General features: G+C 72.6%; 20 protein-coding genes. 10 read left to right on the top strand and 10 right to left on the bottom strand.

The features are described from left to right. Nucleotides 1-138: 138 nt before the first annotated feature. Genes JK359_RS03260 through JK359_RS03270 form a run of 3 tightly spaced genes read left to right on the top strand, consistent with a single transcriptional unit; the run spans nucleotide 139 to nucleotide 3,391 of the window. A complete protein-coding gene (locus JK359_RS03260) occupies nucleotides 139-1,578 on the top strand; it encodes a glycosyltransferase family 4 protein (protein ID WP_201831344.1) in 1,440 nt (479 codons plus the stop codon). Then, the gene (locus tag JK359_RS03265) at nucleotides 1,572-2,324 is read left to right on the top strand and encodes a class I SAM-dependent methyltransferase (RefSeq protein ID WP_201831345.1); all 753 of its coding nucleotides are present in this window, start codon (nucleotides 1,572-1,574) and stop codon (nucleotides 2,322-2,324) included. Before JK359_RS03260 ends, JK359_RS03265 begins: the two co-directional genes overlap by 7 nt. Then, a complete protein-coding gene (locus JK359_RS03270) occupies nucleotides 2,321-3,391 on the top strand; it encodes a prenyltransferase/squalene oxidase repeat-containing protein (protein ID WP_201831346.1) in 1,071 nt (356 codons plus the stop codon). The genes JK359_RS03265 and JK359_RS03270 overlap by 4 nt, the downstream gene beginning before the upstream one ends. A gap of 99 nt (nucleotides 3,392-3,490) precedes the next feature. Here the strand turns inward: JK359_RS03270 and JK359_RS03275 are convergent, their stop codons facing one another. Next, nucleotides 3,491-3,784, bottom strand: a complete 294-nt coding sequence (locus JK359_RS03275) for a hypothetical protein (RefSeq protein WP_201831348.1) — start codon at nucleotides 3,782-3,784, stop codon at nucleotides 3,491-3,493. 129 nt (nucleotides 3,785-3,913) lie between these two features. On the opposite strand from JK359_RS03275, the gene JK359_RS03280 reads away from it, so the two are divergent. After that, the gene (locus JK359_RS03280; RefSeq protein ID WP_201831349.1) at nucleotides 3,914-4,486 is read left to right on the top strand and encodes a hypothetical protein; all 573 of its coding nucleotides are present in this window, start codon (nucleotides 3,914-3,916) and stop codon (nucleotides 4,484-4,486) included. Here the strand turns inward: JK359_RS03280 and JK359_RS03285 are convergent. From JK359_RS03285 to JK359_RS03305, 5 genes are all read right to left on the bottom strand, one after another. Beyond that, nucleotides 4,483-5,493, bottom strand: a complete 1,011-nt coding sequence (locus tag JK359_RS03285) for an LLM class F420-dependent oxidoreductase (protein WP_201831351.1) — start codon at nucleotides 5,491-5,493, stop codon at nucleotides 4,483-4,485. The genes JK359_RS03280 and JK359_RS03285 overlap by 4 nt on opposite strands. A gap of 104 nt (nucleotides 5,494-5,597) precedes the next feature. Next, nucleotides 5,598-6,407: a DUF5336 domain-containing protein gene (locus JK359_RS03290; RefSeq protein ID WP_201831353.1), complete on the bottom strand. Its 810-nt coding sequence runs from the start codon at nucleotides 6,405-6,407 to the stop codon at nucleotides 5,598-5,600. Between the two features lie 82 nt (nucleotides 6,408-6,489). Then, nucleotides 6,490-7,488, bottom strand: coding sequence for an N-acetylmuramoyl-L-alanine amidase (locus tag JK359_RS03295; RefSeq protein ID WP_201831354.1), 999 nt, complete (start codon nucleotides 7,486-7,488; stop codon nucleotides 6,490-6,492). A 22-nt stretch (nucleotides 7,489-7,510) separates the two neighbouring features. Beyond that, a complete protein-coding gene (locus tag JK359_RS03300) occupies nucleotides 7,511-8,161 on the bottom strand; it encodes a class I SAM-dependent methyltransferase (protein WP_201831355.1) in 651 nt (216 codons plus the stop codon). Nucleotides 8,162-8,400: 239 nt separating this feature from the next. Beyond that, the gene (locus tag JK359_RS03305) at nucleotides 8,401-10,146 is read right to left on the bottom strand and encodes an MFS transporter (protein WP_201831356.1); all 1,746 of its coding nucleotides are present in this window, start codon (nucleotides 10,144-10,146) and stop codon (nucleotides 8,401-8,403) included. A gap of 157 nt (nucleotides 10,147-10,303) precedes the next feature. Between JK359_RS03305 and JK359_RS03310 the strand changes: the two genes are divergently transcribed. The 3 genes from JK359_RS03310 to JK359_RS03320 all read left to right on the top strand — a co-directional run bounded on the left by JK359_RS03310 (nucleotide 10,304) and on the right by JK359_RS03320 (nucleotide 12,961). Beyond that, entirely contained in the window at nucleotides 10,304-11,491 is a 1,188-nt protein-coding gene (locus JK359_RS03310) for a thiolase C-terminal domain-containing protein (protein ID WP_201831357.1), read from the top strand. Nucleotides 11,492-11,606: 115 nt separating this feature from the next. Beyond that, the gene (locus JK359_RS03315; protein WP_201831358.1) at nucleotides 11,607-12,146 is read left to right on the top strand and encodes a SigE family RNA polymerase sigma factor; all 540 of its coding nucleotides are present in this window, start codon (nucleotides 11,607-11,609) and stop codon (nucleotides 12,144-12,146) included. Then, the gene (locus JK359_RS03320) at nucleotides 12,146-12,961 is read left to right on the top strand and encodes a hypothetical protein (protein WP_201831359.1); all 816 of its coding nucleotides are present in this window, start codon (nucleotides 12,146-12,148) and stop codon (nucleotides 12,959-12,961) included. The genes JK359_RS03315 and JK359_RS03320 overlap by 1 nt, the downstream gene beginning before the upstream one ends. 114 nt (nucleotides 12,962-13,075) lie before the next feature. Here the strand turns inward: JK359_RS03320 and JK359_RS39765 are convergent, their stop codons facing one another. Beyond that, complete coding sequence (locus JK359_RS39765) at nucleotides 13,076-13,717, bottom strand: response regulator (RefSeq protein WP_504739948.1); 642 nt, start codon at nucleotides 13,715-13,717, stop codon at nucleotides 13,076-13,078. Next, nucleotides 13,714-15,003 (bottom strand): sensor histidine kinase, encoded by a 1,290-nt coding sequence (locus JK359_RS03330; protein WP_201831360.1) that lies wholly within the window; start codon nucleotides 15,001-15,003, stop codon nucleotides 13,714-13,716. The genes JK359_RS39765 and JK359_RS03330 overlap by 4 nt, the downstream gene beginning before the upstream one ends. Nucleotides 15,004-15,383: 380 nt before the next feature. On the opposite strand from JK359_RS03330, the gene chsH3 reads away from it, so the two are divergent. The 3 genes from chsH3 to JK359_RS03345 are packed head-to-tail and all read left to right on the top strand — an operon-like array spanning nucleotide 15,384 to nucleotide 18,302. Beyond that, a complete protein-coding gene (gene chsH3 / locus JK359_RS03335; protein WP_201831362.1) occupies nucleotides 15,384-16,241 on the top strand; it encodes an enoyl-CoA hydratase ChsH3 in 858 nt (285 codons plus the stop codon). Between the two features lie 25 nt (nucleotides 16,242-16,266). Further along, nucleotides 16,267-17,343 (top strand): Zn-dependent alcohol dehydrogenase, encoded by a 1,077-nt coding sequence (locus tag JK359_RS03340; RefSeq protein WP_201831364.1) that lies wholly within the window; start codon nucleotides 16,267-16,269, stop codon nucleotides 17,341-17,343. Nucleotides 17,344-17,363: 20 nt separating this feature from the next. Next, entirely contained in the window at nucleotides 17,364-18,302 is a 939-nt protein-coding gene (locus JK359_RS03345) for a 3-oxoacyl-ACP reductase (protein WP_201831366.1), read from the top strand. Between the two features lie 86 nt (nucleotides 18,303-18,388). Here JK359_RS03345 and JK359_RS03350 read toward each other — a convergent pair whose 3' ends face one another. Next, complete coding sequence (locus JK359_RS03350) at nucleotides 18,389-18,547, bottom strand: hypothetical protein (protein WP_201831368.1); 159 nt, start codon at nucleotides 18,545-18,547, stop codon at nucleotides 18,389-18,391. Between the two features lie 95 nt (nucleotides 18,548-18,642). Next, nucleotides 18,643-20,103: a hypothetical protein gene (locus JK359_RS03355; protein WP_201831369.1), complete on the bottom strand. Its 1,461-nt coding sequence runs from the start codon at nucleotides 20,101-20,103 to the stop codon at nucleotides 18,643-18,645. Nucleotides 20,104-20,145: the final 42 nt, after the last annotated feature.

Here is a 20,145-nt window from a genome sequence, read left to right on the forward strand (position 1 = left end):
AATCACCCGATCCACTGCTCACAGTGCCCCTACCTGCCGGTAGATTCAGAGCCTCTTGAACGATCAAGTCTGAAACTTGTTCTAGATTAGCGTCCCGGCGTAATCTCGCGGGACAGTGCAGGCAGAAGGGGGCACGGAGTGACCGCTGAGGCCCGGGCAGCGGGTGCCGACCAGGAACCCGCTGCCGACGGCGAGCGACCGCTCGACATCGCGCTTCTGACCTATAAGGGGAACCCGTTCTGCGGGGGACAGGGCGTCTACGTACGGCACCTGTCACGTGAGCTGGCCCGGCTCGGGCACCGGGTCGAGGTCATCGGCTCGCAGCCGTACCCCGTCCTCGACGAGGGGTACCCCCGGCTCACCCTCACCGAGCTGCCGAGCCTCGACCTCTACCGCCAGCCCGACCCCTTCCGCACCCCCGGGCGCGAGGAGTACCGGGACTGGATCGACGCCCTCGAAGTCGCCACCATGTGGACCGGCGGCTTCCCCGAGCCGCTGACCTTCTCGCTGCGCGCACGCCGTCACCTGCGGGCCCGCCGCGGCGAGTTCGACGTCGTCCACGACAACCAGACCCTCGGCTACGGGCTGCTGGGCGACATCGGCGCCCCCCTGGTCACCACGATCCACCACCCCATCACCGTGGACCGGCAGCTGGAGCTGGACGCCGCCGAGAACTGGCAGCGCCGCTACTCGGTGCGCCGCTGGTACGCCTTCACCCGCATGCAGAAGCGCGTCGCCCGCCGCCTGCCGTCCGTCCTCACCGTCTCGGGCAGCTCCCGGCAGGAGATCGTGGACCACCTCGGCGTCCGTGACGACCGCGTCCACGTGGTCCACATCGGTGCCGACACCGACCTGTTCGCGCCGAATCCGGCCGTCCCCGAGGTCCCCGGACGGATCGTCACCACCTCCAGCGCCGATGTGCCGCTGAAGGGACTGGTGTTCCTCGTCGAGGCGCTCGCCAAGGTGCGCACCGAGCACCCGGCCGCCCACCTGGTCGTCGTCGGCAAGCGCCCGCAGGAGGGCCCGGTCGCGCAGACGATCGAGCGGTACGGTCTCGAAGGCGCCGTCGAGTTCGTCAAGGGCATCTCCGACGCCGAGCTGGTCGACCTGATCCGCTCCGCCGAGGTGGCCTGCGTGCCCTCCCTGTACGAGGGCTTCTCGCTGCCCGCCGCCGAGGCCATGGCCACCGGCACCCCGCTCGTCGCCACCACCGGTGGTGCGATCCCCGAGGTGGCCGGCCGCGACGGTGAGACCTGCCTGGCCGTACCCCCCGGCGACCCGGGGGCGCTGGCCGCCGCCCTGAACCGGCTGCTCGGCGACCCGGAGCTGCGGGTGCGCCTCGGCCGGGCCGGCCGCGAACGGGTGCTGCGGAACTTCACCTGGGCCCGCGCCGCGGAGGGAACGGCGGCCCGGTACCGCGAGGCCATCGCCCGCTCCGCCCACGCCCACCGTCCGGCGGCCGTCGACAGGCGCCCCGCGCCCCCGATCCCCGGCCGCTCCGCGGCCTCCGCGAGTGTTGCCCCCGCGACCTCGACGAGTGACACCGGCGTCTACCCCGAAAGCAGGGCCACGTGCTGACCGTCGACTTCTCCCGGTTCCCGCTCGCCCCGGGCGACCGTGTCCTGGACCTCGGCTGCGGGGCCGGCCGGCACGCCTTCGAGTGCTACCGGCGCGGCGCCCAGGTCGTGGCCCTGGACCAGAACGCCGAGGAGATCCGCGAGGTCGCCAAGTGGTTCGCGGCGATGAAGGAGGCCGGGGAGGCGCCGGAGGGCGCCACCGCCACGGCCATGGAGGGCGACGCCCTCGCCCTGCCGTTCCCGGACGAGTCCTTCGACGTCGTCATCATCTCCGAGGTGATGGAGCACATCCCCGACGACAAGGGCGTCCTCGCCGAGATGGTGCGCGTGCTCAAGCCGGGCGGACGCATCGCCGTCACCGTGCCGCGCTACGGCCCCGAGAAGGTCTGCTGGGCGCTGTCCGACGCCTACCACGAGGTCGAGGGCGGCCACATCCGCATCTACAGGGCCGACGAACTGGTCGGCAAGATCCGCGAGGCCGGCCTGAAGCCTTACGGCAGCCACCACGCGCACGCCCTGCACTCGCCCTACTGGTGGCTGAAGTGCGCGTTCGGCGTCGACAACGACAAGGCGCTGCCGGTGCGGGCGTACCACAAGCTGCTGGTCTGGGACATCATGAAGAAGCCGTTCGCCACCCGCCTCGCCGAGCAGGCGCTGAACCCGCTGATCGGCAAGAGCTTCGTGGTCTACGCGACCAAGCCGCACCTGCCCCGGCTCGCCGAGACCGACGGGGTGGCCGCACAGTGACCACCCCCCGGACAGAACACCTCGTCCTGCCCGGGGTCCTCACCGCCGGGCAGGCTGCCGCGACCGTCCGCGGCATCCTGGCGGTGCAGCGGGAGGACGGTGCGATCCCGTGGTTCCGCGGGCACCACCTGGACCCCTGGGACCACACCGAGGCCGCCATGGCCCTGGACGCCGCCGGCGAGCACGAGGCCGCCGAGCGGGCGTACGACTGGCTGGCCCGGCACCAGAACGAGGACGGCTCCTGGTACGCCGCCTACGCCGACGGCGCCCACGACGACGTCACCGACCGCGCCCGCGAGTCCAACTTCGTCGCCTACATAGCCGTGGGCGTCTGGCACCACTACCTGTCCACCGGTGACGACACGTTCCTGGACCGCATGTGGCCCACCGTCTACGCGGCCACGGAATGGGTGCTGCGGCTCCAGCAGCCCGGCGGCCAGATCGGCTGGCGCCGCGAGGACGACGGCACGCCCACCGCGGACGCCCTGCTCACCGGCAGCTCCTCCATCCACCACGCCCTGCGCTGCGCGCTCGCCATCGCCGAGCAGCGCGAAGAGCCGCAGCCCGACTGGGAGCTGGCGGCCGGGGCGCTGCGCCACGCGATCCGCCGGCATCCCGAGCGCTTCCTGGACAAGGACCGCTACTCGATGGACTGGTACTACCCGGTCCTCGGCGGCGCACTGACCGAGGCGGAGGCCAAGGCCCGCATCGAGGCCGACTGGGACCGGTTCGTCGTCCCCGGCCTCGGTGTGCGCTGCGTGGTCCCCAACCCGTGGGTGACGGGAGGCGAGTCCAGCGAACTCGCCCTGGCCCTGTGGGCGGTGGGCCAGTCCGACCGGGCCCTGGAGATCCTCCAGTCCATCCAGCACCTGCGCGATCCGGACAGCGGCCTGTACTGGACGGGGTACGTCTTCGAGGACGGGGCGATCTGGCCCCGGGAACTGACCACCTGGACGGCGGGCTCCCTGCTGCTGGCCGTGGCCGCGCTGGGCGGCCACGACGCGACGTGCGCGGTGTTCGGAGGGGAACAGCTGCCTTCCGGGCTCGAGGTGGATTGCTGCGCCTGAGGGGCGTGGGGTTCCGTCGCACGGCGGGGGCGGTCCGTCGTGGCCGCCCGAGCAGTTCCCCGCGCCCCCTCGGGGGCGCGTTCCCCGACCCGGCGTCCTTCAGTGCCGGTGCATCCGGTTGGCGATGGCGTGGCCGACGAACAGGTAGACCACGGCGGCGAGGCCGTATCCGGCGACGACCCGGGCCCACGCCTCGTCGAACGTGAACAGGTCGTGCGACCAGCCGGCCAGCCAGGCTGCCGCGTCATGGACGAACTGGACCAGGCTGTTGGCCCGGTTCGCGTCCAGCAGGTACATCAGGATCCACAGGCCGAGGATGAAAGCCATGACGTCGGCGACGATCGCGATGACCGTCCCGGCCTGATTCGCACCGTTGCGATATCGAGGGGACATACCTTGCGGATTGCCGGGCGGCGGGCGGTGAAACCCGAACGGAGTCGCCCGAGTGGCGCACGGCGCCGCCCCGGGCGAGGCTGCCGGAGGAAGCCAACCGCTCGGGGAGACACGGTCGGAGGAATCCCTGTGCCCGTACCGATACGGCGCCTCTGCGTGGCGTTGACCCTGTGCTGTGCCCTGCTGGCCGTTTCGACCGCCTGCGGAAGCGGTGACAAGACGACCGGCACCAAGGCGGCCGCGTCGGCGGTCGCCGCGGCCGACGAGGCCACACCCAGCCCGAGCACGTCCGCCGAACGCCAGAAGTTCGCCAAGGCCCGCTTCGTCGCGAACGCGGGCCTCGCCGCCGGCGCCACCTACCAGTGGATCGTGAAGCCCTGGAAGGCCGGCAAGTTCAAGAAGGGCGCCAAGGGCCGCAAGACGGCCCTGGTCAAGGCCGGCCTCGCCGGCGCCTTCGCCTACAACCGGCTCAAGGCGGCCCAGCGCAACGCCCAGGGCGACCCCGCCCTCGCCAAGGCCCTCGCGCCCCTCGCCGGCGGCATCGAGGCCCTGAAGAGCCTCCCGGCCAAGCTGCGCCAGGGCGACGGGAGCGCGGCGAGCACCTTCAACGACATCATCGGCAAGGTCAAGGACGCGGGCAAAGACGCCGGCGCCCCGGTCCAGGACCAGGTGCCCTCCTCCTCCCAGCTGGCGGGCGGCTAGGCGTTCAGCTCCGCCAGCACCCGGAGCGTGTGCCGGTCCGGTGACAGGACGAGCAGGTCCGTCACCGGGCCGCCGCGCCACAACTCCAGCCGCTCGGCGATGCGTTCGCGGGGGCCGACCAGCGAGATCTCGTCGGCGAAGGCGTCCGGCACGGCCAGTACGGCCTCCTCGCGCCGCCCGGCCAGGAACAGCTCCTGGATCCGGCGGGCCTCCGCCTCGTACCCCATGCGGGCCATCAGGTCGGCGTGGAAGTTGCGGGCCGCGTGGCCCATGCCGCCGATGTAGAAGCCGAGCATGGCCTTGACCGGCAGCAGCCCCTCGGTCACGTCGTCGCACACCTTCACCCGCGCCATCGGGGCCACCAGGAATCCCTCGGGCAACTTGTGCACCACGTCCCCGTACACCTCGGGACGGCTCGGCGCCCAGTACAGCGGCAGCCAGCCGTCGGCGATCCGGGCCGTCTGCGCGACGTTCTTCGGCCCCTCCGCGCCGAGCAGCACGGGCAGGTCCCGGCGCAGCGGATGGGTGATCGGCTTGAGCGGCTTGCCGAGCCCGCTGCCGTCCGCACCCCGGTACGGAAGGGGGTGGAACCGTCCGTCCACCTCCACCGGCCCCTCCCGGCGCAGCACCTGCCGTACGACGTCCACGTACTCCCGGGTCGCGGTCAGCGGCGACGCCGGGAACGGGCGGCCGTACCAGCCCTCCACCACCTGCGGCCCGGACAGCCCGAGCCCGAGCATGACGCGTCCGCCGGAGAGGTGGTCCAGGGTGAGCGCGTGCATCGCGGTGGTGACCGGTGAACGGGCGGCCATCTGGGCAACGGCCGTACCGAGCCTGATCGTTGACGTCTGCGCGGCGATCCAGGTCAGCGGCGTGAAGGCGTCCGAGCCCCAGGACTCCGCCGTCCACACGGAGTCGTAACCGAGCCGCTCCGCCTCCCGGGCGAGCGGCACGTGCCCGGCGTCCGGACCGCGTCCCCAGTAGCCGAGTGCGAGTCCGAGCCGCATACGCCTGCCTCCTGACGTGCCGTCAGTTCCAAGCCGGGAGGCGACTGTACGACAACGGCCCCCCGCCCGGAAGGGCGAGGGGCCGGTGCGGTGCGGGCCGCGGCTCAGCCGCGCTGGATGCCCGAGGTGTCCTGCAGCACGCCGCGGCGGCCGTCCTGGGTCTGCGCCACCAGCGCGGCACCGCGCTGCTCGACGGCCAGGTACCAGGTGCCCGGCGCCAGTTCGGCGATCGGGTTCGGCGAGCCGTCCTCCGCGAACAGCGGACGGGTCACCGGCACGGCGAACCAGAACGGCGAGAAGTCCCCGGCCGGAGCCGGCGCGGGAGCCGCCGGGGCACCCTGACCGGCGGCCGGAGCACCCGGCCCGGCCGGCGGCTGCTGCCCGAACGGCTGCCCCGGCTGCGGCTGCGCACCGTAGGGCTGCTGCGGCTGGGCACCCGGGTAGCCGTAACCACCGGGCGGCTGCGCGCCGTAGGGCTGCGGGGCGGCCGGCTTGGGGGCCGAGAGCAGGGCAGCCTGGAGGGCGGGGACCAGCGGGGTGGCGATGGCGGCACCGGCCAGGACGAGAGCGGCGATGAACCCGAGGATCAGGCCGGCACCGGCGTCCGCACGGTCCAGGTCGAGCAGCGTCCACAGCAGCGTCCACGCGGACAGGACGGCGAAGGAGGTCCCGACCGTGGCGAGGTCCAGACCGGCCACCTTGCGCGGCTGCGGCAGGCAACGGTTGACGACGATGAGGGCCGCACCGACCACCGCGCCCATGTAGGTGCCCAGAGCGAGGGGCAGGTTGTCCCAGGCGTTCTGATCTATGTCGTAGCCGGAGATGCTGATGGAGTTGAGGAACGACGCGATGAACAGCACCACCGCTGCTCCGATCACCACGCCGTCGCCTCTAGTGAGGGAGCGGATATTCACTTCAGGTCCTTCGTAGGTCGTCTCGTCGTCGTAGACACTATCGCCCACAAGATCCGGCCGTCCGGCCGGATCCGCCCGTCGGTCACGACTCGCGCAGGAAACTCACGATTCCCTCAGAGATCCCTTGCGCCGCTTTCTGCCGCCAGGCGCCGCTGGTCAGAAGTGCCGAGTCCTTGGTATCGCGCATGTTGCCGCACTCGATGAACACCTTGGGAACCGTTGACAGATTGAGACCGCCCAGGTCCGTGCGCGTGACGAGACCGGTACCTTCGCCGATGTAGTTGGAGGGCGGCTCGCCCGTCTCGCGGACGAAGTTGCCCGCGATGCGCACCCCGAGATCGTGGGACGGGCCGACGATGGCACGGGTGTCGGCCGCGCCGGCGTGCACGGACCCCGGCAGGATCACGTGGAAGCCGCGGTTGCCCTGGGCGGAGCCGTCGGCGTGGATCGAGACGGCCGCGTCGGCGTGCGCGGTGTTGCCGATCCGGGCCCGCTCGTCCACGCACGGTCCCCAGGACGGGCTGTCCCCGTCGCGGGTGAGCTTCACCGTGGCGCCCTGCTCCTCCAGGAGCGTGCGCAGCCGGTGGGCGACGTCGAGGGTGAACCGGGCTTCGGTGTAACCGCCGTTGGTGGAGGTGCCGGTGGTGTCGCACTCCTTGCGGTTGGTCCCGATGTCCACGGGCCGGTTGATCTCGGCGGTGTGCTGGAAGTTGCCGGGGTTGTGTCCCGGGTCGACGACGACGACCTTCCCCTTGAGCGGGCCGGAGGCGTTGGGCCGGGCGGGGGCCGAGGCGGAGCCGCCGTCGTCGTCCTTGCGGCCGTGGTCGGCCTTGCCGTCGTCGCCGGGCGAGGCGGTCAGGGCGGAGGGGGAGGAGGGGGAGGAGGACACCGCGGAGGTGCGCGGGGCCGGTGCCGGGGAGGCCGTGCGGTCCTCGCCGCCCGGCCCGCCGCCGCCCACCGCCTCGTACACCACCCAGCCGAGCAGCGCGCCGGGCACGAGAGCGGCCAGCGCCACGGTCAGGGGGCCCCGCCGGGGCCGGCGGGGCTGTGGGGGATCGAAGTCCGGGCCTGTGTACGACACGTCTGCGACTCTAACCGGGGTGTCAGATCCCTGCCCGCGTTCGCCGCAGGACGCGCAGCGAGCCGGTCGCCGATACCTCGGTGAACGCACCGGACTCCAGTGCCCGCAGGTACACCCGGTAGGGGGCCTGCCCGGTGAACTCGTCCTCGGGGTGCGGGAAGACGTCGTGGATGACGAGCAGGCCGCCCTCGGCGACGTGCGGTGCCCAGCCCTCGTAGTCGGCGCCGGCGTGTTCGTCCGTGTGGCCGCCGTCGACGAACACGAAGCCGAGCGGCGAGTTCCAGATCTGTGCGATCTGCGGGGACCGGCCGACGAGGGCGACGACGTGCTCCTCCAGACCGGCGTGGAAGAGCGTGCGGCGGAAGGTGGGCAGCGTGTCCATCAGGCCGATCTCGGGGTCGACCGTCTCCGGGTCGTGGTAGTCCCAGCCGGGCTGCTGCTCCTCGCTGCCGCGGTGGTGGTCGACGGTCAGCGCGGTGACCCCGGACGCCCGGGCCGCGTCGGCCAGCAGAACGGTCGAGCGCCCGCAGTAGGTGCCCACCTCCAGCAACGGCAGCCCCAGCCGTCCGGCCTCCACCGCGGCCGCGTACAGCGCCAGCCCCTCGTCCACGGGCATGAACCCCTTGGCCGCCTCGAACGCGGCCAGGGTCTCGGGCTTGGGGGCGGTGGGCATGGGGCGGCCTTCCGGTCGTACGACAATCCGCACCCCATGCTGCCGCACCCCCGCCCCCCGACACGACAGGGGGTGCGCCCGTCAGGGGCGCGGGGAACTGCGCGACCACCCCCAACGAACCCGCAGCCACCGACCGGCAGAACCCGGACGGCCCCGTCAGGGGGCGCGGGGAACTGCGCGATCGGCCACACCGAACCCCGCAGCCGCCGACCGGCAGACCCCAACCCCCCCGGCGCGCGCTACGCCGTCACCGTCTCCCCCGGCAAGGCGAGGTCCACGTCAACCGCCCCCTCCGCACCGGAATGCGTCGCCGACGAGGCCAGCGGCCCGTGACCGGCCGCCCGCGCCGCCAGCACGTACGCCCCCTCGGCCGGCACCGCCAGCACATAGCTGCCGTCCTCGTCGGAGACGGTCGCCCCGGCCTGCCGCCCCCGCCGGTCGATCAGCGTGACCTTGGCCCGGGCCACCGGCGCCCCGTCGGCGTCCAGGACCCGTCCACGGAAGCCGCGCAGCACTTCCTCGGCCCGCTCCAGCGCCGCGTCCTCCTCGCTGCTCGCCCGCAGCTGCGTGTGCTGCTGACCGGGGCCCGCGGCCTTCGGCAGGAAGACCGCCAGCAGCAGGCCGACCGCCACCGCGGCCGTGGCGATCAGGAAGGAGACGCGGAAGCCGTGCATGGTCGGGATCTCGACGCCGCCGACGTCATCGGCGGTGTTGGCCAGCACCATGCCGATGACGGCGCTGGAGACGGACGTGCCGATGGACCGCATCAGCGTGTTCAGACCGTTGGCCGCGCCGGTCTCCGAGGCCGGCACCGCGCCGATGATCAGCGCGGGCAGCGAGGAGTAGGCGAGGCCGATGCCCGCGCCGAGCACCACGGACGTCACGATCGTCTGCCAGGCCGCGTCCATCAGGCCGAGCCCGCCGCCGTAGCCGAGGGCGATGATCAGCAGGCCCATGATCAGGGTGGTCTTGGGGCCGTAACGGGCGGACAGGCGGGCGTACACCGGCGCTGTGAACATCATCGTCAGGCCCAGCGGGGCCACGCACAGACCGGCGACCACCATCGACTGGCCGAGGCCGTAGCCGGTGGCCTCCGGCAGCTGGAGCAGCTGGGGCAGGACCAGCGAAACCACGTAGAAGCTGACACCGACCATGATCGAGGCGAGGTTGGTGAGCAGCACCTCACGGCGGGCGGTGGTGCGCAGGTCGACCAGGGGCGCCGCGACGCGCAGTTCGTACAGGCCCCACAGGACCAGGACGACGAGGGACGCGGCGAACAGACCGAGCGTCGTGCCCGAGGACCAGCCCCAGTCGCTGCCCTTGGTGATGGGCAGCAGGAGCAGCACCAGACCGGTGGACAGGCCGAGCGCGCCGAACAGGTCGAAGGAGCCCTCGGCCCGCATCGGCGACTCGGGGACGACGAGGAGGGTCAGGACGATGGCGAGGGCGCCGAGGCCGGCCGCGCCGTAGAACAGGGCGTGCCAGTCCGTGTGCTGCGCGACCAGGGCCGCGGCGGGCAGGGCGAGGCCGCCGCCGACGCCGATCGAGGAACTCATCAGGGCCATGGCCGAGCCGAGCTTCTCGCGCGGCAGCATGTCGCGCATCAGGCCGATGCCGAGGGGTATCGCGCCCATCGCGAAGCCCTGGAGGGTGCGGCCCACGATCATGGTGAGCAGCTCGCTGGTGAGCGCGCTGATCAGGGCGCCGGCCACCATCACGGCGATGCTGAGGATCAGCATGCGCCGCTTGCCGTACAGGTCGCCGAGCCGGCCCATGATCGGGGTGGAGACGGCACCGGACAGCAGCGTCGAGGTGAGGACCCAGGTGGCGTCGCTGGGGGCGGCGTCCAGCAGCTGCGGCAGGTCCTTGATGACCGGCACGAGCAGGGTCTGCATCACTGCGACCACGATGCCCGCGAAGGCGAGCACGGGGATCACGGCGCCGCCCGCTCTCCGGGTGGGCTGATCGGTCGTCGTGTCTGTCATGTGAGGCCTTCCGCGTGTCATGGTGCCGGATAAACCTCGTATGCACAGGCAACTATTCCGTTGCTTCGGGCCTCTAATGAATCTTTGACCAGTCCATGGGTTACTGACGCGGTGTCAGCTCTGGAGAGTTTTTGGAACGCGTTCTAGTCTCCGCGCCATGAAGGCCTATGTCGCCGGCGTCGGGATGACCCGGTTCGAGAAGCCAGAGACCCGGGAATGGCAGTACTGGGACATGGTCCGGGAGGCGGGCGGCGCGGCGCTCGCGGACGCCGGCATCACCTACAGCGATGTGGAACAAGTTCCCATCGGCTACTGCTTCCAGCCCTCGACCGCCGGTCAGCGCGCCGTCTACGAACTCGGCCTGACCGGCATCCCCGTCCTCAACGTCAACAACAACTGCGCGACCGGCGCCACCGCCCTGATGCTGGCCCGCCAACTGGTCGAGGGCGGCGTCTGCGACTGCGTCCTGGCGGTCGGCTTCGAGAAGATGAAGAAGGGCGCACTGGGGGGAGGGGACGGCGGAGCCGACTTCTCCGTCTCTCCCGTGGCCCGGCACTACGGGATCATGGCCGCCCGGCACGGCTTCGCCGCGGCCCCGCCGACCGCGCAGATCTTCGGCGCCGCGGCCCGCGAGCACATGGAGACCTACGGCACGACCGAGGCGCAGCTCGCCGCGGTCGCCGCCAAGAACCACCGGCACTCGGCGCACAATCCGTACGCCCAGTTCCGGGACGTCTACGAGGTGGACGAGATCCTCGCCGCGCGCACGGTGCACCCCCCGCTCACCAAGCTCCAGTGCTCGCCGACCTCGGACGGCGCGGCGGCGGCCGTGGTGGTCTCGCAGCGGTTCGCCGAACGGAGGTCCCTGACCGGCCTGGCCGAGATCGCCGGGCAGGCCATGACCACGGACACCGAGGCGTCCTTCGCCTCCGGCTCCTGCATCGACGTCGTCGGGCAGCCCATGTCCCGGCAGGCCGCCCGGCAGGCGTACGAGCGCGCCGGGCTCGGCATCCAGGACGTGGACGTGATCGAGCTGCACGACTGCTTCTCGGTCAACGAACTGCTGACGTACGAGGCGCTCGGCATGTGCGCGCCGGGGGAGTCGGGGAAGCTGGCCGAATCGGGCGTGACGACGTACGGCGGCCGGTGGGTGGTGAACCCGTCCGGCGGGCTCATCTCCAAGGGCCACCCGCTGGGTGCGACCGGGCTGGCCCAGACGGCCGAGCTGGTCTGGCAGCTGCGCGGCGAGGCGGGTCCGCGGCAGGTGCCCGGGGCCCGGGTGGGGCTCGCGCACAACATCGGGCTGGGCGGGGCGGCCGTGGTGACCCTGCTCCGGGCGGTGTAGTCCCGGGCGGGCCGAACGGGCCGGCGACCGGCGGTGAAGATTTCTCCCGAGTTCTGCGAACCGAGGCAACGGTCCGGGCGGCCCGTGGACTCCTATGACCATCTAGGAGGTGCTCATGGGGGATCGGAAACAGGCTCGGGACGCGGAGTTCCAGAGCTTCATGGTCGGCCGCTGGCCGCGGCTGATGCGTACGGCATTTCTCCTCACGGGGGAGCAGCACGCCGCGGAGGACCTGGTCCAGTCGACGCTCGAACGGGTCTTCGTGGCCTGGCGCCGGGTCGGCTCGGCCGACGATCCGGAGGCGTACGTACGACGCGTGATGATCAACGCTCATGCCCGCAGGCACAGAAGAAGGCTGAAGGAGTTCCTGGCGCCGAAGGACGACTCGGGACTCGTGCGCGAGGTGGCCGACACGGGTGACCGGATCGCGCAGGCCGACGACCGCAGTGCCCTGCTCACAGCGCTCGCCCGACTGCCCGTGCGGCAGCGGGAGGCGGTCGTACTGCGCTACTGGGAGGACCTGACGGAGACGCAGACGGCCGAGGCGATGGGCTGTTCGGTCGGCACGGTCAAGAGCAACGCGGCCAAGGGGATCGCGAAGCTCCGCGCCGTACCGGGACTGGCGGACATGGTGACGCACGGAGGGCGGAAGTGATGAGCGCGCAGGAGAACCACGACATGACACAGACGGACATCGCCCTCCTCCTCGCGGACGCCGCGGACGAGGCCGAGATCGGCATGGCCCCCGTGCAGGCGGTCATCCGCGGCGGCCGGCGGCGCAGGGCCCGGCGGTGGGCGCTGGCGGCGGTCACCACGCTGGTGGTGGCCGGGTCGACGGGCGTCCTGGCGGTGACGGGGCTGCCGGACGGCGGGCATGCGGACCGGCGGACGGATGTGGCGGTGCGGCCGGTCCCCGCCGAGGCGCGGCATGTGTACCAGCCCGAGAGCACCGATCTGGCGCGGGGCACCTACCAGGGCAAGGAGTGGCGGGTCAGCGTGGACGTGTGGGGGGCTCCGCGCACCGAGGCGGAGGCGAACCGGCAGTTCGACGCCATGGCCGAGCTGGGCGTCAAGCCGGCGGACGTCCGCAGGCCCGCCGACCTGATCGGCAAGGTCTCGTACTTCGCCAGCCGGGGCTGGGGCGAGAACAGGCCGCAGCAGGTCATGTTCGACACGGTCGAGAAGTTCGAGCAGTACTCGGGCACGGACCTGCAGGCCGTCGCCACCCGCCTGGGATACGGCGGCGAGAGTTCCGGCCGGCTGGTGATCGGCATGGTCTCCAAGAGCGCCCGGCAGGTCACCTGCCACTGGAAGGACGGCACGACGGCCCTGGCCGAGCCGACCGAGGGCTTCTCCGCCCAGGACACGGGATCGGCGATCCGCACGGTGGACGGCTTCAAGGGCGGCAACTGGTTCGTGTGCACCGCACCGGCGGGGACGTCCTACGGATCGGCGGAGGTGACGAAGTAGACCCCGGCCGCGGCCAATCCTTCGACAGCGGGGGCGGGGACGCGCCGGTGGGCACGGAGGACGCGCCGGTGGGCACGGAGGACGCGCCGGAGGGCACGGGGGACGCGCCGGGAGTCACAGCCACCCCTGCTGCCTGGCCTCCCGCACCGCCTCCGCCCGGTTCCGGGTGCCGGTCTTGCCGATGGCGGCGGACAGGTAGTTGCGGACGGTGGACTCGGACAGATGGAGTCTGGCGGCCACGTCGGCGACGGTCGCCCCGTCCGCCGACGCCTTCAGCACCTCGCACTCGCGGGCGGTCAGCGGATTCGGACCGGCGCTCAGCGCGGCCGCGGCCAGCGCCGGATCGACCACGGTCTCCCCGGTGAGCACGCGCCGGATCGCCTGGGCCAGTTCCTCCACCGGCCCGTCCTTGACGAGGAAACCGGCCGCTCCGGCCTCCATGGCCCGGCGCAGATAGCCGGGCCGGCCGAAGGTGGTGAGTATCAGCACCCGGCAGTCGGGCGCCTGCTCACGCAGCTCGGCCGCCGCGTCCAGCCCGCTGACGCCCGGGAGTTCGATGTCCAGCAGGGCCACGTCCGGCCGGTGCGTGAGCACACCGTCCACGATGCCGTCGCCCGTGGACAGCTGGGCCACGACCTCGATGTCCTTCTCCATGCCGAGCAGCAGGGCGAGGGCGCCCCGCATCATGCCCTGGTCCTCAGCGAGCAGAACCCGGATGCACTTGGCGGGCCGGTGGTCCCGGGGCATCTCGTTCATGGACTCAGATTACGGCGGACACCCGGGCCCGCCCCGGGTGCCGTGGCCGCCACCGGCTGCAAGGACTCTGCGGCCATGGGGAGTTCGGCGGCGACCGTGAAGCCGCCGCGCGGTGCCGGGCCGGCCGTGAGGGAGCCGCCCGCCGCCGCGAGGCGCTCGGTCAGCCCCTTCAGACCGGTGCCGCCGATGCCCTCGCCCGGCGTACGGACGGTCCGGCCCGTGCCGTTGTCGGCGACCGTCAGCCGGGCCCGCTCGACGGTGCCCTCCACGGTGATCTCGCAGCGGCTCGCGTCGCTGTGCCGTACGACGTTCGTGACCGCCTCCCGCACCACCCAGCCGAGCAGCGCCTCGGTCTGCGGATCGAGCGGTGTCCCGGACTGGCGGACCACCGGCTCCACGCTCGCCGCGGCCAGCGCGGAGCGGGCCCGGGTCAGTTCGGTGGCCAGGCTGCCCTCGCGGTACCCGGTCACCGCCTCGCGGATCTCGGTGAGCGCCTGGCGGCCCACCGACTCGATGTCCGTGATCTGCCCCAGCGCCGCGTCCATGTCGCGCGGGGCCAGCCGGCGGGCCGCCTCCGACTTGACCACGATCACCGACAGGGTGTGCCCGAGCAGATCGTGCAGATCGCGGGAGAAGCGCAGCCGCTCCTTCTCCACCGCCCGCCGGGCCAGCTCCTCACGGGCGTCCCGCAGTTCCCGCACGGCCTCCGAGAGGCTCAGGATCGCGGCGGTCACCATGCTGGAGATGAAGGTGGCGTACCCGATGCCCGACGCGTCCCCCCAGCCGCCGCGCAGGTAGGAGACGGCGCCCGCGTAGAGGGCGAGCAGCAGTCCCGTACGGCCCAGCCACGGGCCGCGCAGGGAGGCGCCCGTCGCCAGCCCGAGGAGCGGGAAGAACGTCAGCCAGTCCCCGCCGTACCCGAGCGCCAGACCCGTGGTCAGCAGGCCCATCAGCGCCAGCGCCACCCGGGTGGAAACCGCCTCCCGCTTCGCCCGGTCGAAGGAGCGGAACGTGACGTAGATGTAGAGGGAGTTGAAGGTCAGCAGGCCCAGGCCGCCGATCCACGGGTTCGGGGTCCTGCCCTGGAGCACATTGGAGAGGGACCCGAGGCCCAGCAGCAGCCAGGGCAGCAGGGCGAAGCCGGTGGGCGGCGGCCCCGGGTGGCCGGCCTCCGCGAACGCACGCTTCCTGCCGGCGGCCCGCCCCGCGGCCGTGGAACGCCCGTGATCCGCCTCGCACTCCGTCCGTGCCCCCCGCCGGGCCCGCAGTCTTTCCGCCCATGTCATGTCCGTGTATCCCCCGATCAGCCGGTCCCCGCCGGTCAGCAGGGCGACAGCACAGCGTACGAACCGAACACTACGAAGCCGGACCCCCGTTCCGGCAGATGCCTGTGTACGGAACCGGGCAGTACCAATGTCACTCGCCGCCCCGCCTGACGCCACGTCAGGAGCCTTCACAACTGTGGGGTGCTGGGCTATACAGAGGGCGCCGGACTGGAACGCGTTCTAGATCGGCCCGCAGCGACCCCGGTGCGGCCGACGGTGCGGACGTCCGCGCCGGGGTCTTGAACCGCCGTGTGAACCGCCCGTGTGAACCGTCAGCGCGAACCGCCCGTGCGAACCGCCCGTGCGAACCGCCCGTGTGAACCGCCAGTGTCAGGAGCCGTATGCCCATCGACGCAGCGAAAGCCCTCGCGGCCGGACCCCGGACCGGCGAGATCTCCTGGACCACCAAGGACGTGCAGCTCTACCACCTGGGCATCGGCGCCGGCACCCCCGCCGCCGACCCCGACGAACTGCGCTACACCCTGGAGTCCCGGCTGCACGTCCTGCCCAGCTTCGCCACCGTCGCGGGCTCCGGTGCGCCCGGTGTGATCAGCGGCCTGTCCCTGCCCGGTGTGGAGGTCGAGCTGACCAAGGTCCTGCACGGCGGACAGACGCTCCGGATCCACCGCCCCATCCCGGCCGAGGGCACGGCGACGACGACCAACCGGCTCGCCGCCGTCTACGACAAGGGCAAGGCGGCCGTCCTGGTGCTGCGCACCGAGGCCGCCGACGCCCAGGGGCCGCTGTGGACCAACGACGCCCAGATCTTCGTGCGCGGTGAGGGCGGCTGGGGCGGCGACCGGGGCCCGTCCACCCGGCTGGAGGCGCCCTCCGGCGATGCCGACAGGACCGTCGAACGCCCCGTCCGCGAGGACCAGGCCCTCCTGTACCGCCTGTGCGGAGACTGGAACCCGCTGCACGCCGACCCCGAGTTCGCCAAGCTCGCCGGCTTCGACAGGCCGATCCTGCACGGGCTGTGCACCTACGGCATCACGCTGAAGGCGGTCGTGGACACCCTGCTCGGCGGCGACGTCACCCGCGTCCGCTCCTACGCGACACGCTTCGCCGGTGTGCTGTTCCCGGGCGAGACCCTGCGCATCCGGATGTGGCGGCAGGAGGGGAGCGTCCGGGTGGCCGTCAGCGCGGTGGAACGGGACGACGCGCCGGTCCTCGCGGACACCGTCGTAGAGCACTCCTGAAACCCGTATCGAGGGGAGCCGCACCATGCGCGCAGCCGTACTGCACGAGATCGGCCAGGAAAAGCTGGAGGTCCTCGACGACGTCGAGGCGGTGGGCTTCGGACCCGGCAAGGTCAGGGTCCGGGTGCGCGCCACCGGGCTGTGCCACTCGGACCTGTCCGCGATGAACGGGGTGCTCCCGCAGCCGGCCCCCTTCGTGCCCGGCCACGAGGGCGCCGGCGAGATACTCGAAGTGGGGGAGGGCGTACGGCACCTGAAGCCCGGTGACCGGGTCGTCCTGTGCTGGCTGCCCGCCTGCGGCGCCTGCCCCGCCTGCACGCGCGGGCAGACCCAGCTGTGCCTGGCCGGGTTCATGAACGCGGGCACCCCCAACTTCAAGCGTCCCGGCGGTGACCTGTTCGGCTTCGCGGGCACCGGCACGTTCGCCGAGGAGGTCGTGGTCGACGCCGGATGTGCCGTGCCCGTCCCGGAGGACGTGCCCTTCGACATCGCGGCCCTGATCGGCTGCGGGGTGACCACGGGACTCGGCGCCGCCCTCAACACCGCCGACGTGGAGGCCGGTTCGTCGGTCGCCGTCATCGGGTGCGGCGGCGTCGGCATCTCGGCGGTGCAGGGGGCACGGCTGAAGGGCGCCGCCGAGATCGTCGCCGTCGACCCGGTCGCCTCCCGGCGCGAGGCCGCGCTCGCCTTCGGCGCCACGAAGGCCGTCGCACCGGACGAACTCGCCGACGCCAAGCAGCGGATCACCGGCGGCGAGGGCTTCGACTACGTCTTCGAGGTCGTCGGCAGGTCCGCCACCGCCCGCACCGCCTACGAGAACACCCGGCGCGGCGGCACCCTCGTCGTGGTCGGCGCGGGCGCCATGGACGACTTCCTGCGACTCAACATGTTCGAGCTGTTCTTCGACGAGAAGCGGATCCTGCCGTCCATGTACGGCGGCGGCGACGTGCTGCGCTCCTACGAGCGCACGATCGCCCTGTGGCGGGCCGGCCGGGTCGATCTGGCCGGCCTGATCACCCACCGGGTGCCGCTCGCCGAGATCAACGAGGCGCTGGACCAGATGCGTACCGGGGCCGCCCTGCGTACCTGCATCGAGATCTGAGAGAGCCGAGGACTCCCGCAATGTCACTGCCACTCGAGGGACTGTCCGCGATCGTCACCGGCGCGGGACGCGGGCTCGGCCGGGCCGAGGCCCTGGAACTCGCCCGGCTCGGCGCGGCCGTCGTCGTCAACGACTACGGTCAGCCCGGCCGGGACGGGTCCGGCGCCGCGTCCGCGGGCCCCGCCGAGCAGGTCGCGGAGGAGATCCGCGCGGCCGGGGGCAAGGCCCTGGCGCACACCGGTGACGTCGCCGACTTCCGGCAGGCCGGTGAACTCGTCGGCTCGGCGGTCGCCGAGTTCGGAAAGCTGGACATCCTGGTCAACAACGCCGGCATCCTGCGCGACCGCATGGTGTTCTCCATGTCGGAGGACGAGTGGGACTCGGTGATCCGCGTCCACCTCAAAGGGCACTTCAACACCACCCGCTTCGCCGCGGCCCACTGGCGGGAGCGTTCCAAGGAGGCCGGGGCGCCGGTGTACGGGAGGGTCGTGAACACCTCCTCCGAGGCGTTCCTGGCCGGTTCCGCGGGCCAGCCCAACTACGCGGCCGCCAAGGGCGGAATCGTCGGCCTGACCACCTCCACCGCGCTGGCCCTCGCCAAGTACGGCGTCACCGCCAACGCCATCTGCCCGCGCGCCCGGACCCGGATGACCGAGGACGTCTTCGCCGGCTTCGCGCAGCCGGCCGAGGGCCTGGACCCGCTCGCCCCCGAGCATGTCGCCCCGCTCGTGGGCTATCTGGCCGCACCGGCCGCCGCCCGCGTCAACGGCCAGCTGCTCGTCGTGCACGGCGGCATGGTGGCCGTCGTGGAACGGCCCCGGGTGCGGGCGAAGTTCGACAGCGAGGGGGAGACGTTCACGTACGACGAGCTGGACGCGCTGCTCACGCCGCACTACGCGGACCGGCCGGCGGGGGAGACCTTCGCGGCGGCCGAGGTGCTGGGGCTGAAACGCGGCTAGGGCGGGCCGGCCCGGACCGCGGACGGGGAACGGACATGGAGAAGGGGGCGCTCGTCGGACGAGCGCCCCCTTCACTTCCCCTACCGTCAGGCAGCCGCCTCGGACGCCTCCTGGGCCGGCTTGCGGTGCCGGCCGTGCGGAGCCGTCTCGCTCTCCTGGGCCGCTACCGGGCCCCGGTGCCGGCCGTGGCCGGCGGTCTCGTAAGAGTCGGCAGACAGCTGCTCGGTCGTGCTGGTGTCGCTCATCGGACGTATTCACCCCGTCACATGATCATTCGTACAGCCGGGCGAGTTTAACCGGCGCACCACGGGCCGAATCCAGGAGCACACGCCAACCGGCACTAGTTCGTTACAAGCCGTCCCAAAGGCGCCTGCTGCAACGGCACCGGGCGGGCCGCGACCGGCCCCCGCACGGCCCCGACCGGCTGCGGGGCGCTCGCGACCGGGTCCGGCGCGAGCGGCACCGGTTCCCGGACGGTCGTGGCCGGTCCTCCCGCGACCGCTCCCGGTCCCGGCCGCGACAGGGGCGGCGCGGGCTGGGCAGGGTCCGGTTCCGTCGCAGGCCGGAACGCCTCCGGTGCCCCGTCGGTGACGCCGTCCCGGACCGAACCCCCCATCCCCGCCTCCCCAGACCCTCCGGCTTCTCCCGGCCCACCGGCTTCTCCTGGCCCAGCGACTCGTTCCGGCCGACCTGCTCCTCCTGGCCGACCGGCTTCTCCCGGCCGACCGGCTTCTCCTGGCCCAGCGACTCGTTCCGGCCCACCGGCTCCTCCCGGCCCCCTAGGCACCGTCAGCTCCGCTACGCCGCACGGAGTCGTCTCCGTGGCGTACGGCAGCCGCAGCACCCCCTCCCGCGTCCACAGCCCGGCCCCGGCCAGCCATCCGTCCGGCGCCGGAAGGTGACGGAGCCGCCGCTCGGCCGGCCGCCAGACGCCCACCCAGGTGCCGAACCCCCCGTCCACCCGCAGGCCCACCGCGCAGTTCTCCGGCATCAGGACCTGCCCGGGCTGGATCGCGAACGGCGTCACCGCGCACTCCGGCAGCCGCAGGCACTCCGGGAAGCGCACCGGCAGCGTGCTGCCGAGTACGCCCCAGCCCAATCGTTCCTGCCCGGGGGAGGGCGCGTCGGAGGAGATCAGCAGCAGTCCGCTGTCGGGGTCGGCGAGCAGCAGCCGGTCGTCGCTGCCGTTCGCGATCTGCAGCAGCGGCGTCACCTCCCCGCCACGCCCCAGGTCCACCACGACCGTCTTGGTGCGCCCGCCCAGCTCCCGGTCGAGCGCCAGCAGCCGCCCCCCGTGGTCCAGCCAGACCCCGCCCGAACAGCGCCCCTGCACCTCGGCCAGCCGCTCCGGGCCGGACGACCCGCCCGCCACCAGCCACAGCACACATGAACGCGGGCCGACCGCCAGCGCGTACGCCCGCTCGCCCCCCGGCGCCGGCGGCAGCAGGGTCAGCCGGGTGCCGGGCTCAGGGCACTCCACCGCGCCCAGCGGCAGCTCGCCGGTGCCGGGCCCGGTCGGGTACAGCAGTGAGAAGGCGTGGCGCCCGTCCACCAGCCGGTGGATCAGCACCCGCCCGTCGCCCATGGGCTGCACCTCGGTACCGGGCTCCTCCGGCTGATCGCCGGGCAGCGGCACCGCGTAGGGCTCCGGGCCGTCCAGGGTCCAGCGCTCCGGGAACCAGGAGTCACCGGCCGGCGCGAGCCGGGCGGCGTACGCACCGTCCGCCGTGATCGCGTATCCCGCTCCCGGCGCACCGTCGGCCCCGTCCGTGGACGGGGGTTCGATCGCACAGGCCGTCATCGTTCGGTCACCTCCGGCGACGAAGCTAGTTTTCGCACGCAC

Origin of the sequence: Streptomyces actinomycinicus, assembly GCF_016741775.1 — a bacterium.
Taxonomy (GTDB): Bacteria; Actinomycetota; Actinomycetes; order Streptomycetales; family Streptomycetaceae; genus Streptomyces; species Streptomyces actinomycinicus.

Coding starts and splice junctions, on each gene's coding strand:
- JK359_RS03275 (WP_201831348.1), bottom strand. CDS start 3,784: ATGTCCCCTCGATATCGCAACGGTGCGAATCAGGCCGGGACGGTCATC.
- JK359_RS03285 (WP_201831351.1), bottom strand. CDS start 5,493: ATGCGGCTCGGACTCGCACTCGGCTACTGGGGACGCGGTCCGGACGCC.
- JK359_RS03300 (WP_201831355.1), bottom strand. CDS start 8,161: ATGCCCACCGCCCCCAAGCCCGAGACCCTGGCCGCGTTCGAGGCGGCC.
- JK359_RS03305 (WP_201831356.1), bottom strand. CDS start 10,146: ATGACAGACACGACGACCGATCAGCCCACCCGGAGAGCGGGCGGCGCC.
- JK359_RS03310 (WP_201831357.1), top strand. CDS start 10,304: ATGAAGGCCTATGTCGCCGGCGTCGGGATGACCCGGTTCGAGAAGCCA.
- JK359_RS03315 (WP_201831358.1), top strand. CDS start 11,607: ATGGGGGATCGGAAACAGGCTCGGGACGCGGAGTTCCAGAGCTTCATG.
- JK359_RS03320 (WP_201831359.1), top strand. CDS start 12,146: ATGAGCGCGCAGGAGAACCACGACATGACACAGACGGACATCGCCCTC.
- JK359_RS39765 (WP_504739948.1), bottom strand. CDS start 13,717: ATGAACGAGATGCCCCGGGACCACCGGCCCGCCAAGTGCATCCGGGTT.
- JK359_RS03330 (WP_201831360.1), bottom strand. CDS start 15,003: ATGACATGGGCGGAAAGACTGCGGGCCCGGCGGGGGGCACGGACGGAG.
- chsH3 (WP_201831362.1), top strand. CDS start 15,384: ATGCCCATCGACGCAGCGAAAGCCCTCGCGGCCGGACCCCGGACCGGC.
- JK359_RS03340 (WP_201831364.1), top strand. CDS start 16,267: ATGCGCGCAGCCGTACTGCACGAGATCGGCCAGGAAAAGCTGGAGGTC.
- JK359_RS03345 (WP_201831366.1), top strand. CDS start 17,364: ATGTCACTGCCACTCGAGGGACTGTCCGCGATCGTCACCGGCGCGGGA.
- JK359_RS03350 (WP_201831368.1), bottom strand. CDS start 18,547: ATGAGCGACACCAGCACGACCGAGCAGCTGTCTGCCGACTCTTACGAG.
- JK359_RS03355 (WP_201831369.1), bottom strand. CDS start 20,103: ATGACGGCCTGTGCGATCGAACCCCCGTCCACGGACGGGGCCGACGGT.